The 14,340-nt window shown below is 74.4% G+C and carries 10 protein-coding genes and 1 rRNA gene; 9 read left to right on the top strand and 2 right to left on the bottom strand.

All coding sequences use genetic code 11. The annotated features are described in order from the left end of the window. The first annotated feature begins 33 nt into the window (after positions 1–33). The 5 genes from CELF_RS14045 to CELF_RS14025 all read left to right on the top strand — a co-directional run bounded on the left by CELF_RS14045 (position 34) and on the right by CELF_RS14025 (position 4,469). The gene (locus tag CELF_RS14045; RefSeq protein WP_013771933.1) at positions 34–1,488 is read left to right on the top strand and encodes a glycoside hydrolase family 1 protein; all 1,455 of its coding nucleotides are present in this window, start codon (positions 34–36) and stop codon (positions 1,486–1,488) included. Positions 1,489–1,571: 83 nt separating this feature from the next. Further along, entirely contained in the window at positions 1,572–1,877 is a 306-nt protein-coding gene (locus CELF_RS14040) for a hypothetical protein (RefSeq protein ID WP_013771932.1), read from the top strand. A 10-nt stretch (positions 1,878–1,887) separates the two neighbouring features. Next, on the top strand, positions 1,888–2,796 hold the full coding sequence (locus CELF_RS14035) for an HAD family hydrolase (RefSeq protein WP_013771931.1): 909 nt from the start codon (positions 1,888–1,890) through the stop codon (positions 2,794–2,796). Between the two features lie 96 nt (positions 2,797–2,892). Continuing rightward, complete coding sequence (locus tag CELF_RS14030) at positions 2,893–3,690, top strand: alpha/beta hydrolase (protein WP_013771930.1); 798 nt, start codon at positions 2,893–2,895, stop codon at positions 3,688–3,690. Beyond that, positions 3,687–4,469, top strand: a complete 783-nt coding sequence (locus tag CELF_RS14025; protein ID WP_013771929.1) for an alpha/beta fold hydrolase — start codon at positions 3,687–3,689, stop codon at positions 4,467–4,469. Before CELF_RS14030 ends, CELF_RS14025 begins: the two co-directional genes overlap by 4 nt. 60 nt (positions 4,470–4,529) lie before the next feature. Here CELF_RS14025 and CELF_RS14020 read toward each other — a convergent pair whose 3' ends face one another. Both CELF_RS14020 and CELF_RS19605 read right to left on the bottom strand, forming a co-directional pair. Then, positions 4,530–4,952, bottom strand: a complete 423-nt coding sequence (locus CELF_RS14020; RefSeq protein WP_013771928.1) for a hypothetical protein — start codon at positions 4,950–4,952, stop codon at positions 4,530–4,532. A gap of 68 nt (positions 4,953–5,020) precedes the next feature. Further along, complete coding sequence (locus CELF_RS19605) at positions 5,021–7,549, bottom strand: Apolipoprotein A1/A4/E (RefSeq protein WP_013771927.1); 2,529 nt, start codon at positions 7,547–7,549, stop codon at positions 5,021–5,023. Positions 7,550–7,789: 240 nt separating this feature from the next. On the opposite strand from CELF_RS19605, the gene CELF_RS14010 reads away from it, so the two are divergent. The 4 genes from CELF_RS14010 to CELF_RS13995 all read left to right on the top strand — a co-directional run bounded on the left by CELF_RS14010 (position 7,790) and on the right by CELF_RS13995 (position 13,966). After that, a complete protein-coding gene (locus CELF_RS14010; protein ID WP_013771926.1) occupies positions 7,790–9,772 on the top strand; it encodes a hypothetical protein in 1,983 nt (660 codons plus the stop codon). Next, a complete protein-coding gene (locus CELF_RS14005) occupies positions 9,769–10,758 on the top strand; it encodes a DUF8094 domain-containing protein (protein WP_013771925.1) in 990 nt (329 codons plus the stop codon). Before CELF_RS14010 ends, CELF_RS14005 begins: the two co-directional genes overlap by 4 nt. Before the next feature lie 103 nt (positions 10,759–10,861). Further along, positions 10,862–11,791 (top strand): tetratricopeptide repeat protein, encoded by a 930-nt coding sequence (locus CELF_RS14000; protein ID WP_041554398.1) that lies wholly within the window; start codon positions 10,862–10,864, stop codon positions 11,789–11,791. A gap of 653 nt (positions 11,792–12,444) precedes the next feature. Next, positions 12,445–13,966: ribosomal RNA gene (locus CELF_RS13995) — 16S ribosomal RNA — on the top strand. Positions 13,967–14,340: the final 374 nt, after the last annotated feature.

Below are 14,340 nucleotides of genomic sequence, written 5' to 3'. Positions count from 1 at the left end.
CCACCCCCTGTCACCGAAACCCGAAGGACCCTCATGACCACCACGCGCCCCTCGGGCCGCCAGTTCTCCGACGACTTCCTGTGGGGCTCGGCCACGGCCTCCTACCAGATCGAGGGCGCGCACGACGAGGGCGGTCGCGGCCCGTCGATCTGGGACACGTTCTCCCGCACCCCGGGCAAGGTCCTCAACGGCGACACCGGCGACGTCGCGGTCGACCACTACCACCGCGTCCCCGAGGACGTCGAGATCATGAAGAGCCTCGGCCTGCAGGCCTACCGGTTCTCGATCGCCTGGCCCCGCATCCAGCCGACCGGCTCGGGCGAGTTCAACCAGGCCGGGCTCGACTTCTACTCCGACCTCGTCGACCGGCTCATCGCCGCCGGCATCAAGCCCGTCGCGACGCTGTACCACTGGGACCTCCCGCAGCCCCTGGAGGACGAGGGCGGCTGGGCGAACCGCGCGACGGCGTACCGGTTCGCCGAGTACGCGCGCAAGCTCGCCGAGGTCCTCGGCAAGCGCGTCGACCTGTGGACCACGCTCAACGAGCCGTGGTGCTCCGCGTTCCTCGGCTACGCCTCAGGCGTGCACGCCCCCGGCGTCACCGACCCGGTCAAGGCCCTGCGCGCCGTCCACCACCTCAACCTCGCGCACGGCCTCGCGGGCCGCGCGATCCGCGAGGTCCTCGGCGAGAACGCGCCCGTCTCGATCACGCTCAACCTGCACGTGACGCGCGCCGCCGACGACTCCGCCGACTCCGTCGAGGCCAAGCGCCGCATCGACACCATCGCGAACGAGGTCTTCCTCGGCCCGCTGCTCGACGGCGAGTACCCCAAGGAGGTCTTCGCGGACACCGCGCACCTCACCGACTGGTCCTTCGTCGAGCCGGGCGACCTCGAGCTCATCCGCATCCCGCTCACCGTGCTCGGCGTCAACTACTACTCGACCGGCCGCGTGAAGAAGGGCAGCGCCGCGGGCGCCGACCCGGGCAAGCCGGGCCCCGACGGCCACCGCGCCTCCGAGCACTCCTCGTGGGTCGGCGCCGACGAGGTCGAGTGGCTCCCGCAGCCCGGCCCGCACACCGCGATGGGCTGGAACATCGAGCCCGACGGCCTCGTCGACCTGCTGCTCGAGCTGCGCGACCGTTACCCCAGCCAGCCCCTGGCGATCACGGAGAACGGTGCCGCGTTCTACGACACGGTCAGCGAGGACGGCCGCGTGCACGACCCCGAGCGCGTCGGCTACCTGCACGACCACGTCGACGCCGTCGGCGAGGCCATCGACAAGGGCGCCGACGTGCGCGCCTACTTCGTGTGGTCGCTGCTCGACAACTTCGAGTGGGCCTACGGCTACGACCGCCGGTTCGGCATCGTGCGCGTCGACTACGACACGCACGAGCGCATCGTGAAGGACTCGGGCCTCTGGTACCGCGAGCTCGTGCGCACCCGCACCATCGCTCCGGCCGAGGACGCCGCGACCTACCAGCCCTGACCCGCCCGGCACGACGGCCCGTCCCCGCACCGCGAGGGACGGGCCGTCCGTCGTCCCGCACCGACCCGGGGGAGGATGGTCCCGTGCCCCGCAGCCGACGCTCGACCAGGCGCCCCTACGGCGCCGAGCACGTCGAGCTCGACCTCGGACGCGCCACGGGCGGGCGTCGCTCCGAGAGCGCACCCGACGGCGAGTGGGTCGTGCAGCACGTCCGCGGCTCCGACCGCGAGTACCGCTGCCCCGGGTGCGACCAGCTCGTGGCACCGGGCACCGCCCACGTCGTCGCCTGGCGGTCCGACACGCTGCTCGGCGAGGCCGTCGAGGGGCGCCGCCACTGGCACGCCTCGTGCTGGCAGGCCCGGGCGCGACGCCGCCCGACGCGGCGCTAGGGTGCGCCACGTGACCAGACCCGCCGACGACGGTGCGCCGCAGGTCGCACCCACCGTCCCCCCGGGTGCCGGGCACGCGGACGACCTCCCGCGCACGCCGCCGCGCCTCGTCGCGACCGACCTCGACGGGACGCTCCTGCGCCCCGACGGCACCGTGTCGGCGCGCACCGCCGCAGCCCTCGCGGCGGCCGAGGACGCCGGGCTCGCCGTCGTGTTCGTCACCGCCCGCCCGCACCGGTGGCTCGCCGACCTGCAGCCGCACGTCGCCGGCCACGGCGTCGCGCTGTGCGCCAACGGGGCGTCGGTGGTCGACGTCGGCACGCTGCAGGTGCTCGAGCAGCACGGCATGCCCGCCGACGTCGTCGCCGACCTCGCGGCCCGCATCCGCGCGCGCTGGGGGGCCGACCACGTCCACCTCGCCGCCGAGGGTGCCGACGGCTTCGCTCACGAGCACCGGTTCCTCAGCGAGCACGCCGTCCCCGCAGGCTCCCGCGCGGCCGCCCGCATCGAGGACGTCCTGTCCGGTCCCACCCTCAAGCTGCTCGTGCGGACGAGCGGCGACCCGCGCGACGGCGCGGCCTTCGTCGACGCGCTCGTGGACGTCGTGGGCGACCTCGCCGTCGTCGCGGACTCGGGCGCGCACGGCCTCGGCGAGATCAGCGGGCCGGGCGTGACCAAGGCCGCCGGCCTCGCGCGGTGGGCGGCCACGCAGGGCGTCGACGCGGCCGACGTCTGGGCCGTCGGCGACGCCCCGAACGACCTGCCGATGCTCGCGTGGGCGGGCACCGCGTTCGCGGTCGCGAACGCGTACCCCGTGGTCCGCGACGCCGCCGACCACGTCCTGCCCGCCAACGCCGACGACGGCGTCGCCGTGCTGCTCGAGCACGCCGCGACGACGGTCCGCGCCTCGCGCGCCTGACCCGGACGGGAGTCCGTCGACCGGTGCCGGCCCCGGGCCGACCGCGCGCCGACCCCGCGCCGCAGGCCGCCGCCCACCGGCCTAGGCTCGACCTCGATGAGCACGCACACGCAGCCCGCGACCCCCATCCGCTCGCTCACCGTCCTGCCCGCCCACCGCGAGGACGTCGAGCTGCACACCGCCGACGGGCTCACCCTCGTCGGCGAGCTCGCCCGCCCGCTCGACCCCGACGGCGGCCCGGCCGTGCCCGCGGCCACGCTCGTCACGCTGCACCCGCTGCCGACCCACGGCGGCTACATGGACTCGCACGTCTACCGCAAGGCCGCGTGGCGGCTGCCCGCGCTCGCCGGCCTCGCCGTCCTGCGCTTCAACACGCGCGGCACGTCCAGCCCGCGCGGCACGAGCGAGGGCGCGTTCGACGGTGGCGTCGCCGAGCAGTTCGACGTGCACGCCGCGATCGAGTACGCCGAGTTCCACGACCTGCCGCGCCGCTGGCTCGTCGGCTGGTCCTTCGGCACCGAGCTCGCGCTCATGCACGGCCGGGACCCGTCGATCGAGGGCGCCGTCCTGCTGTCGCCGCCGCTGCACCGCGCGACCGACGCCGACCTCGACGCGTGGGCCGCGTTCGGCAAGCCGCTCGTGGTGCTCGTGCCGGAGCACGACGACTACCTGCGCCCCGACGAGGCCCGCCGGCGCTTCGCACGCGTCCCGCAGGCGGAGGTCATCGGTGTCGACGGTGCCAAGCACCTGTGGGTGGGGGAGTCCGCCGTCCGGCGCGTGCTCGACGAGGTCGTCGCGCACGTCCTTCCCGGGCACGACCCGCTGCCGACCACGTGGGACGGACCCAGCACCACCGCCGAGAGCCCGGCCGCGGCCGGCGAGGAGGACGCATGACGCTGCACACGTACCGCTCCGGCGACGACGGCCTGCCGCTCGTCCTGCTGCACGGCTTCCCGCTCGACCACCGCATGTGGGACGCGACCGCCGCCGCGGTCCCCGGGACGCGAGCGGTCCTCGCCGTCGACCTGCCCGGGACGCCGGGTGCTACCGACGCGCTCCCGGAGCCGTCCCTCGAGGCGTCCGCCGACCTCGTCGCCGCCGAGCTGCGCGCAGCCGGCGTCGAGCGCGCGGTCGTGGCGGGCCTGTCCATGGGCGGCTACGTCGCGCTCGCGCTCGCCGAGCGGCACCCGCACCTCGTCGCGGGCCTCGCTCTCGTCGACACGAAGTCGGCCGCGGACACCGACGAGGCGCGCGCGAACCGGCTGCGCATCGCCGACGCGGCGCAGGACGGCGCCACCGTCGAACCGGTGCGTCCCATGGCCTCGGCCGTCCTGGGGGAGACCACCCGCGCCGCCCGTCCCGAGCTCGTCGACGTCGTGTCCGGCTGGATCGACGACCAGCCCCCCGTCGGGGTCGCCTGGTCGCAGCGCGCGATGGCGGCGCGTCCGGACCGGACCGACGTGCTGCAGGCGTTCCCCGGCCCGGTGCAGGTTGTCGTCGGCGACGAGGACACGATCACCCCGGTGGAGGCCGCCGAGCACCTCGTCGAGACGGCACGTGACGCGCAGCTCGTCGTCGTCGCCCGCGCGGGCCACCTGTCGGCGCTGGAGGCCCCGGACGCCGTTGCGGCCGCCCTCGCCGACCTCGCGCAGCGCACCGACACCGCGGGCTGACCGGCTGCGCCGACGCCGCCCGCTGCCAGGCCGGGCCGGGACGTCCGCCTGCCCGCGTGCTCAGCCCTCGAGCACCCGAGCGAGGGCCTGGGTGAGGTCCAGCGACTCGCCGTCCTTGCCCCCGGCGCCCAGCACGAGCGGCGGGTCGCTGGGCGCCGGGGTGACTCCCCGCAGCCGGGCGCCCAGGCTGGACGGCGCGCTGAGCACGTAGAACTCGCCCGCGGTGTCGACCGCGACGGACTCGTCCCGCCGCAGGTACCAGCCGTGCAGCGGGGTCCGGTACCGCGCCCGCCCGTCGTAGCTGCGCGCGCGCAGCTCGACGGGTGCGGGCCCCGTGCGCAGCGCGCGCTCGACGAACTCGGCGATGAGCCGGCGCGCCTGCTGCGACTCCGCCTGCTGCTTGCGGGTGAGGGCGTCGGCGTGCGCGGCCGCGGCGGCGCGGCGCTCGTCCCGCCACCGCGCGGCGTCGTCGATCGTGCTCATCTCGTCCCTCACCTCGTGGGTGCGCGTCCTGGGGGCAGCGGTGCACGCACCGCCGCCCCCCGGAGCCGTCAGCGCGACGCCGCCCGCGCGTCCTCGTCGGAGTCGGAGCTGCGAGCGTCCTCACCGGAGCCCTCCGTCTCGTCGTCCGTCGCGGCGTCGGAGCCCTTCGACGCCCGGCCTCCCGCGTCGGTGGCCTGGTCCTCGGACGCCGTGACCGACCCGGTCTCGTCCGTGTCGCGGGCACCGGCGTCGCCGGCCTCCTGGGACGCCGTGGCCTGGCCGCCGGTCGTCGGCGTGTCGCCGCCGGCCGTCGCGTCACCGGCAGCGGTGACCTCGGCCGGCCCGGAGCCCTGCGCGGCGCTGACGTCGGGCGTCGACCGCTCGCCCCCGCCCGGTGCGTCGGTCCCGCCCGTGGGCTGCCGACCCGACGTCGGCTCCGTGGGCGCGTCCCCGCCGTCGTCGTGCGACGCGTCCTTCGTCACGACGGGGACAGCCGCCGACACGGGTGCGGGACGCGCCTTGGTGGGCCGCCCGGCCGGACGCGACGCCTTCGCGGGCCGCGCGGGCACGCTCGGCCGCTCGGCGGGACGCTCCGCACGCTCGGCGGGCCGCTCGGCGACGCGCTCGGCGGACCGCTCGGTCTGCTCCTCGGAGCGGGCACCGGCCGCCGGGCCGGCGGCGCGGGCAGGTGCGCTCGCGGTAGCCGTGCTGACGCCGTGCGCGCCCTGCTCCTTCTCGAACGCCGCCTCGGCCTTCGCCGCGCGGTCGAGCGCGGCCCGGTCGGGGTTGTGCCCGAGCAGGTTGCGCAGCTCGTCGAGGTAGGTCGTGATCGACTCCCGCTGGCGGTGGAGGTCCTCGACCTGGCGCAGCGCGGTCGTGCGCTCGCGCTCCGACTCCGTCATCGCGTCGGTGATCTGCTTCTCGGCGTGCTCGCGGGCCTCGGCGACCACCCGGTCGGCGTTGCGTCGCGCGTTGGCGACGAGCTCGCGGGCGTGGTTCTCGGCGTCGGTCCGGACGCGCTCGGCCTGGGCGAGCGCCTTCGCGACGCGCTCCTCGGCCTCGGCGGCGTGCGCCTCGGCGTCGGCGACGAGCCGCTCGGTCTCGACGCGCGCCTGGTCGTGCCGGGCGGCGTCCTCCCGCTCGCTGGCCTCGCGCTTGGACGCGATCTCCAGCTCGGCGTCGGCGAGGCGCTGCTCGGCCGAGCGGACCATCTCGTCCGCCTGCGTCCGCGCCGCGGTGACGATCTCGGTCGCGGTACGGCGCGCCTCGGTCAGCGCGCGGTCGACCTCGAGACGCGCCCGCTCGCGGAGCTCGGTCGTCTCCCGCTCGGCCGCGTTCCGCTGCTCGCTGGTCTCGCGGTCCGTCAGCTCCCGCAGCTCGTCCGTCTCGCGCTGCACCGTCAGCCGCAGGTGGGTGGCCTCGTGCTCGGTGCGCTCGCGCAGCTCGCTCGTCTCCCGCTCCGCCTGCGCCCGCGTCTCGGCCGCGTACTGCTCGGCGTCGGTGCGCAGGGCCGTGACGGCCTGCTCGGCGTCGGTGCGCGCCGCCGCGAGCTCGTCCGCGGTGGCGGCACGGAGCTCGCCGACCTCCCGGTCGGCGCTCGCCCGGACGAACGCGGCGTACTGCTCGGCCTCGGTGCGCAGCGCGGCGACCTCGCTGGCGACCCGCTGCTGCAGGGCCGTGGCCTCGCGCTCGGCGCTGGCGCGCACGCCGTCCGCGTACTCCTGGGTCTGCACCCGCAGCGACGTGACCTCGGCGGCCGCGGCCTGCCGTGCGGCACCGATCTCCTGCGACGCCTCGGACCGCAGCCGGGCGACGTACCGGTCGACCTCGGCGCGCGCCGCCGCGAGCTCGGCCTCGGTGCGCGAGCGCAGCTCGGAGGTGTCCGCGTCCGCGGCCTGCCGCAGGTCCTGCGCGTACCGCTCGGCGTCCTCGCGCTGGGCCGTGGTCTCGGCCTCGGTCGCGGCGCGCAGCTCGCTGGCCGTGCGCTCGGTCGCGACGCGCAGCTGCGTGGCCTCGTGCTCGACGGTCGCGCGCAGCGTGCCGAGCTCGCGCTCGAGCGACGTGCGGCGCTCGTTCTCCTCGGTCGTGATCGCGCTCTGGATCCGCGCGGCCTCGCGCTCCGCGGACCCGACGAGCTCCTCGGCGCGGCGCTGCGCCGCGAGCAGGGTGCTCTCCGCCTCCGACGACGCGGTCGTGCGGACCTCCTCGGCCTCGCGCCGCGCGGTCGCGAGCAGCTCGGCGACCTCGTTCTCGGCACGCGCACGCAGCTGTCCCGCGGCGAGCTTCGCGCGGGCGAGGGCGTCGGCCGCCTGCGCGTTCGCCTGCGTGACGACGTCGGACGACTGCTCCTCGGCGGAGCGCAGGAGCTGCTCGATGCGCGAGCCGAGGCCCGAGTACGTCGGGCGCTCGGCCTCGCGGAGCTGGCGGTGCGCCTCGGACAGCTCGCCCGCGGCCTGCATCGCCCGCGCGTCCGCGGCCTCCACCTGCGCCCGCGCGTCCGCGACGGCCTGCTCGAGCGCCGCGAGCCTCGCGTCGACGGCCTCTCGTTCGTAGCCACGGAAGTTCACGACGGGGAAGGGCGTGCGAGGGTCGGGCACGAGCGTTCCTCCTGGGCTCGCGGACACCGGCGCGGGCTCCTCGGACGAGGTGCTCGACGGCAGCCGGTGCCCCGCCCGCCAGGATACGCGCGTCACCCGACCGTGGGGTCGCGGACCGAGGTCCGGGCGACCGCGGCCCGCCGTGCGACGGTGCCGGTCAGGCCCGTTTCGTCCGGTGTCGTTCGGTCCTGCCGGGGGCCTCCGCCTATCCTGGACTCTCTCGTCCCGAGAGGATCCTGCGTGCTCAAGCGACTGATCATCGCCGTGCTCGGCGTCGTCGGACTCGTCGTCGTCGGTCTCGGCGTCGCGTCGGCGACGGTCTGGAGGGCCGACGACGTCCTCGTCGCCGAGGTCTCGTCCGACGCCCACGTGCTCGTCACGGACCCGGGCGTCCTCGAGCTCGGCGGCGACCCCGTCACCGTCACCGTGGAGGCCGCCGGCGGCGCCCCCGTGGTGCTGGCGATCGGTCGCGACACCGACGTGCAGGGCTGGGTCGGCGAGGACGCGCACGCGCGCGTCACGGGTCTGGACGGCTGGCACGAGCTCGCCGTCGAGGACGTCGCCGCTCCGGCCCCCACGGCGTCCGCCGCCCCCGACGCGGAGGCACCGGCGGATCCTGCTGCGACGCCCGCGGAGACGGCGCCGGCGCAGGAGGCGGCCCCGACCGTGGCCGACCCGACCGGCTCGGACCTGTGGGTCGTCGAGGCGACGGGGGAGGGGTCCGCGGAGCTGGTGTGGCCCGCGCAGCCCGGCCGCTGGAGCCTGCTGGCCGTGAGCACGGGCGAGGCCGCACCGACGCTGTCCCTGGCCTGGCCGCGCGTCGTGACGACGCCGTGGCTGTGGCCGTGCGTGGTGGTCGGCGGCCTCCTGGTGCTCGCGGCGCTCTTCCTCCTCGTGAACGACGTGCTCCGCCGCCGTCGCGGCGGCGACGAGCCGCACTGGAAGGACGTGCACACCGGTCCGGTCCCCGTCGCGGCCGACCAGGACGTGACCGCCACGGCGCTGACGCGTCGCCAGCTGCGCGAGGCCGCAGCCGCGCGTGCGGCGGGTGTCGGACGCGCCCCGGTGCCTGCCGGCTCGTCGACGGGCTCGCCCGCCTCGGAGCCCGCGGCCGGGTCGTCCTCGTCTCCCTTCGCCGCCGCCGCGGCTGCAGCCGCCGCCTCGTCGACCGAGGGCCGTCCCGCCTCCGCCGCTGCGACGGGCCCGTCCGCCGCACGGGATGCCGCGCCGCGTGCCCGGACCCGCCGCGCCCTGCGGACCGGGCAGGTCCCGGTCGTGGCCCCCGGGTCTTCGCCGTCGAGCGGCGACCGTCCCGCGGCCGACGACCGCGCGCCGGCTGCTGCGGTCGGCCCAGGCCCCGAAGCACCCTCGCCGTCTCGGCCCGGCGCGGGGTGGCTCACGGGCGGACCGTCGGCGCGGCTCGGGGACGCCCCCGGCCCCGCCGCGTCGCAGGCCACGCCGGACCGGGTCGGCGCCGGCGCCGCGGGCGCTCCTGGCCCGTACGGCGACGGGACCGGTGCGGCCACGGCTCGCCCGCCCCACGCCCACGTCGCTCCCCGCCCCGGCGGCCCCTCCGCTCCGGGCAGCCACGGCCCGACCGCGGTGCCGGGCACGGGTCCGGGCCGGTCGCCGTTCGGTTCCGGGCCCGACCGCCCCGGGCCCGTCCCCGCGCGTCCCGACGGTCCGACCCCGGCGCACCCCGGTGTGCCCGGACGCCCGGGCAACCCTGCGGTCGGCGGTCCGGACGGGCCGGCCGGCACGAGGTCCCCGCGCCCGTTCGACGGCCCGACGCCGGCACGCCCCGGCGCGACGACCGCGTCACCGGCGCCGACCGCGGCGCGTCCCGTCCCGTCCGACGGCCCCGCACCGGCCCGGCCGGGCACCGGCGGCCCGTCGCCCGTCCCGTCGGGACCGGCGACCCACGGCGCCGGACGTCCGTCGTGGGCGACCCCGGCCGGTGCGCCCCGCCCGGGCGGCTGGACGCCCGTCCCGCCGGCTCCGGGTCAGCCGTCCCGCGCGGGCTCTCCGTCGTCGCCGGACGCACCGTCGCACGTGCGCCCCGCCTGGCTGCCGCCGACCCCCGACCCGTCGGGCCCCGGCGGCCCGCGCCCGGACGACGCCGCGCCGAGCCCCGCGGGCTCGCGCGGCGACGCGTGGCGGCGGGCCTGGGGCCTGCCACCGATCGAGACCGAGGACACCCGCACCGAGGAGGACGGCCGATGACCGCGCGCCGCGTCCTGCCCGCCGCGCTCGGCCTGGCGCTCCTGGCCGGGTGCGCGACGCCGCTCCCGCAGCCCGCACCCGAGCCGGCGCCCGCCGTGGCGCCCGCCGTCACGACGGTCGACCAGTCGACGGACGTGCTGACGCAGCTGGGGGAGGTCCTGGCGCAGGCCGACGTGGCTCTCGACCCGGCGGCGCTCGCGCCGCGCGTCACGGGTCCCGCGCTCGCGACGAGGACCGCGGAGTACGTGCGCATGTCGGCGACGGCGGGTGCGAAGCCGCCCACGGTCCTGCCGACGGACGAGCAGGTCCTCATCGTCCCGCAGACGACGGCGTGGCCCCGCACGCAGCTCGTCGTGACCGAGCAGCCGGACGACCTGCAGGCGCCGCGGATCCTCGTGCTCCAGCAGGCGGCACCGCGCGAGCAGTACAAGCTCTGGGGCTGGGCCCGCATGGGCCAGGGCGTGCAGATGCCCGCCACCGCCGCCCCGGAGACGGGCAGCGCGGTCGTGGCGCCGGACGCGACCGGTCTGGTGACGACACCTACGGACGCCTTCGCCCGCTACGCCGACGTCCTGACGAACGGTGACGCGTCGCAGTTCGCGGCGGGCTTCGCCCCCGACGCCTTCCGGGCGGGCATCGAGGCGGCACGGGCGGCCACCGCCGCCGGTGTCCAGGCAGCGGGGACCGCGACGGAGACGTACACCGTCGACCCGGCGTCGGTCGTCGGTCTCGCGACCGTCGACGGCGGGGCGATCGTCGTCGGGCAGGTGACGACCGTGTCGACCGTGACGTTGACCGTGGCGGGCGGCACCATCCCGATCTCGGACCCGTTCTACGCTGCGCTGGCGGGCACGCAGAGCGCGGGTGGTTCGTTCACCCGGACGTTCACCGACGTGCTCGTGATGTACGTGCCGCCGGAGGGCAGCGGCGCGCCCGTGCAGGTGCTCGCGGCGGAGCACGCCGTGACCGCGGCGAGCGCCTCGTAGCAGCATCGCGGGCCGCCCGCGGCCCGACCGTCCCGTCCGACCCCTGACCGACCCCACTGCCCGCACCCCCTGCCGGGGCGGGCGACGAAGGATGATGACGCGCATGTCCCAGCCCACCGGGCCCCGTCCCCGCCTCGACGTCCGCGGTGCCGTCGACCTGTCCGGCCTGGCCCGGACGACGCCGCCCCCTGGTTCGCCGGGTGGGCTCGACAAGCCGTCGGCGTACGTGGTCGACGTCGACCAGGCGACGTTCGGCGACGTCGTCCAGGCCTCGACGCAGCACCCGGTCGTGGTGGTGCTGTGGGCGCCGTGGAGCGAGGTCAGCACGACGGTGGCCGCCGACCTCGCGGCGCTCGCGGACCAGGACGCGGGCCGCTGGCTGCTCGCACGCATCGACGCGGACGCCAACCCCCAGGTCGCGGCCGCGTTCCAGGCGCAGTCGGTGCCGACCGTCGTCGCGGTGCTCGCGGGTCAGCCACTGCCGCTGTTCCAGGGCGCGTACCCCCGCGACCAGGTCCGCGCGGTCCTCGACCAGGTGCTCGCGGCCGCCGAGGCCAACGGCATCACGGGCCGTGTCGCCCCGGTCGGTCCCGCCGACGAGCCCGAGCCCGAGCCGGAGCTGCCGCCCCTCCACCAGGCGGCGTACGACGCGATCGAGGCGGACGACCTTCCGGCGGCGCGTGCCGCGTACGAGCAGGCGCTGCGGGAGAACCCGCGTGACGCCCTGGCCCGTGCGGGCCTCGCGCAGGTCGGTCTGCTGGACCGGACCCGTGACCTCGACCTGCGCACCGCCCGCACCGCGGCCGCCGACCGGCCGGACGACGTGGACGCGCAGCTCGCCGTCGCCGACCTCGACGTCCTCGGCGGTCAGGTCGAGGACGCGTTCGGCCGGCTGGTCGACCTCCTGCGCCGCACCGCCGGTGACGACCGCGAGCGTGTCCGGCAGCGCCTGGTGGACCTGTTCGAGGTCGTCGGGGGAGAGGACCCCCGCGTGGTGGCGGCCCGCCGCGCCATGGCGAGCGCCCTGTACTGACCCCGTCGACGCAGCGACTGGCCGACCTCGAGCGGCACCTCCCACGAACGCCCCCGTTCTGGCTCATCCCGAGCCGGACCGGGGGCGTTCGTGCTGGTGGAGGCCGCTCGAGGACCGGTCGGACGTGCCTGCGGACGCCGAGTGACGGGGGTCACCGGGAGCGGATTTGCTCTTCGCTCCCGGCGCTGCGTAATGTTCTCGATGTCGCCCGGCAGGGAGGAACGGACACCGAGGATCAACCCGGTGGCTGGTCCCCCGGGAAGACACCCCCTGGAATCTCCGAGCCGGTGAGACTCTCACCGGTGACGACGAGTGTCCGGACCCGGAACCAGCTTCCACCCCCGCAGACCAGCCCGAGAGGGCAGGTTGACGAGGACGAGCCGGTCCGCTAAGTTAGAACGGTTGCCTCCGGGCGGGTCGAGAGACCACGAAGGATGCGCGTCTGTTCCTTGAGAACTCAACAGTGTGCCAAGTAGTCGATGCCAAGATGGTCTGCCGCGATGTTGTCGTGGTGGGTCTTGGTTGAGATCGAGGAGGCGTGGTCCACCCCCGTGGGCTGGGTCTTCTCTTGACAGCCGAATCTGATTGGCCCTTCGGGGCTGTTTCGTGTGTCGGTTGCTCATCTGCTTCGGTGGGTGGGTGCCATGTAGACATTTACGGAGAGTTTGATTCTGGCTCAGGACGAACGCTGGCGGCGTGCTTAACACATGCAAGTCGAACGGTGATGACAGGGCTTGCTCTGTCTGATCAGTGGCGAACGGGTGAGTAACACGTGAGCAACCTGCCCCTGACTCTGGGATAACGACCGGAAACGGTCGCTAATACCGGATATGAGACGTACAGGCATCTGTTGCGTCTGGAAAGTTTTTCGGTCAGGGATGGGCTCGCGGCCTATCAGCTTGTTGGTGGGGTAACGGCCTACCAAGGCGACGACGGGTAGCCGGCCTGAGAGGGCGACCGGCCACACTGGGACTGAGACACGGCCCAGACTCCTACGGGAGGCAGCAGTGGGGAATATTGCACAATGGGCGAAAGCCTGATGCAGCGACGCCGCGTGAGGGATGACGGCCTTCGGGTTGTAAACCTCTTTCAGCAGGGAAGAAGCGCAAGTGACGGTACCTGCAGAAGAAGCGCCGGCTAACTACGTGCCAGCAGCCGCGGTAATACGTAGGGCGCAAGCGTTGTCCGGAATTATTGGGCGTAAAGAGCTCGTAGGCGGTTTGTCGCGTCTGCTGTGAAAACCTCAGGCTCAACCTGGGGCTTGCAGTGGGTACGGGCAGACTAGAGTGCGGTAGGGGTGACTGGAATTCCTGGTGTAGCGGTGGAATGCGCAGATATCAGGAGGAACACCGATGGCGAAGGCAGGTCACTGGGCCGCAACTGACGCTGAGGAGCGAAAGCATGGGGAGCGAACAGGATTAGATACCCTGGTAGTCCATGCCGTAAACGTTGGGCACTAGGTGTGGGGCTCATTCCACGAGCTCTGTGCCGCAGCAAACGCATTAAGTGCCCCGCCTGGGGAGTACGGCCGCAAGGCTAAAACTCAAAGAAATTGACGGGGGCCCGCACAAGCGGCGGAGCATGCGGATTAATTCGATGCAACGCGAAGAACCTTACCAAGGCTTGACATACACCGGAAAAGTGCAGAGATGTGCTCCCCGTAAGGTCGGTGTACAGGTGGTGCATGGTTGTCGTCAGCTCGTGTCGTGAGATGTTGGGTTAAGTCCCGCAACGAGCGCAACCCTCGTCCCATGTTGCCAGCGGGTTATGCCGGGGACTCATGGGAGACTGCCGGGGTCAACTCGGAGGAAGGTGGGGATGACGTCAAATCATCATGCCCCTTATGTCTTGGGCTTCACGCATGCTACAATGGCCGGTACAAAGGGCTGCGATACCGCGAGGTGGAGCGAATCCCAAAAAGCCGGTCTCAGTTCGGATTGGGGTCTGCAACTCGACCCCATGAAGTCGGAGTCGCTAGTAATCGCAGATCAGCAACGCTGCGGTGAATACGTTCCCGGGCCTTGTACACACCGCCCGTCAAGTCACGAAAGTCGGTAACACCCGAAGCCGGTGGCCCAACCCTTGTGGGGGGAGCCGTCGAAGGTGGGACTGGCGATTGGGACTAAGTCGTAACAAGGTAGCCGTACCGGAAGGTGCGGCTGGATCACCTCCTTTCTAAGGAGCATCTGGCACCGGGTTCGCCTGTCATGGGTGGGCTTGTGGTGTCCAGGCCCACGCCCCGGCCGCATGAGCTGGGGGTGGTGCTCGAGGGTGGAACATCGACTACGGCCGGCCTGGTGCCGGTGCCTTCTAGTACGCCCGCTTCGGTGGGGAGGGAACGAAGATGCATCGGGGTCACGGGGTCGGCCTGGCACGCTGTTGGGTCCTGAGGGAACAGCCGGAAGGTTGTTGACCTCGGGGTCGAGTCGCGCACTTGCGTCGCCTGCGGGCGGTGGGGTGCGCGTCGGCCTGCGGGCCGCCTGGTCCGACGAACCGTCCACCTTGGGGTGGGTAGGCGTCCGGACGTGAACAGGTGAGTCACCCGGTCG

The organism is Cellulomonas fimi ATCC 484, from assembly GCF_000212695.1.
Lineage (GTDB): Bacteria > Actinomycetota > Actinomycetes > Actinomycetales > Cellulomonadaceae > Cellulomonas > Cellulomonas fimi.
The sequence above is the reverse complement of the archived record's forward strand: the minus strand, read 5'-3'. Positions and strand labels throughout refer to the sequence as shown.

Bases quoted from the DNA above. Each gene is read 5' to 3' on its own strand.
- CELF_RS14045 (WP_013771933.1), top strand. From the start codon at position 34: ATGACCACCACGCGCCCCTCGGGCCGCCAGTTCTCCGACGACTTCCTG.
- CELF_RS14030 (WP_013771930.1), top strand. From the start codon at position 2,893: ATGAGCACGCACACGCAGCCCGCGACCCCCATCCGCTCGCTCACCGTC.
- CELF_RS14025 (WP_013771929.1), top strand. From the start codon at position 3,687: ATGACGCTGCACACGTACCGCTCCGGCGACGACGGCCTGCCGCTCGTC.
- CELF_RS14020 (WP_013771928.1), bottom strand. From the start codon at position 4,952: ATGAGCACGATCGACGACGCCGCGCGGTGGCGGGACGAGCGCCGCGCC.
- CELF_RS14005 (WP_013771925.1), top strand. From the start codon at position 9,769: ATGACCGCGCGCCGCGTCCTGCCCGCCGCGCTCGGCCTGGCGCTCCTG.
- CELF_RS14000 (WP_041554398.1), top strand. From the start codon at position 10,862: ATGTCCCAGCCCACCGGGCCCCGTCCCCGCCTCGACGTCCGCGGTGCC.